This window comes from Vibrio sp. 1727, from assembly GCF_033344415.1.
Taxonomy (GTDB): Bacteria; Pseudomonadota; Gammaproteobacteria; order Enterobacterales; family Vibrionaceae; genus Vibrio; species Vibrio alginolyticus.
The window spans coordinates 1-518 of record NZ_JAWPOT010000664.1 but is presented as its reverse complement, the minus strand read 5'-3'; the positions used below and the strand labels follow the sequence as shown (position 1 = coordinate 518).

General features: G+C 48.1%; 1 pseudogene. It reads right to left on the bottom strand.

Annotated features, from left to right (window positions below):
• Positions 1-518: pseudogene (locus tag R8O10_RS27485) on the bottom strand (elongation factor 4); the annotation flags it as partial.

Genomic DNA, 518 nt, shown 5'->3' with positions numbered 1-518 from the left:
CGTCACCACCGTAACATTTTGCGATTACGTTTTTACGTAGCTGCTTAACGGTAGAACGCGCAATGATGTGGTTACCAATAGCCGCTTGAATCGCGATATCGAACATCTGACGAGGGATAAATTCTTTCATCTTCTCAACCAGCTGACGACCACGAGTCTGAGACTGATCTTTGTGCGTGATAAGCGCAAGTGCATCCACTTTGTCGCCGTTCAATAGTACGTCGACGCGTACCATGTTTGCCGCTTCAAAGCGTTGGAAGTTGTAATCCAGAGATGCGTAACCACGTGACGTAGACTTCAGACGGTCGAAGAAGTCGAGAACAACTTCCGCCATTGGGATGTCGTAAGTCACTGCAACTTGGTTACCGTGGTAAACCATATCAACTTGGAGACCACGCTTCTCCACACACAGTGTGATCACGTTACCTAGGTAATCAGAAGGCACCAAGATGTTACAACGCGCAATCGGCTCACGAATCTCTTCGATGTCGTTAATTGCAGGTAGCTTCGCTGGGCTA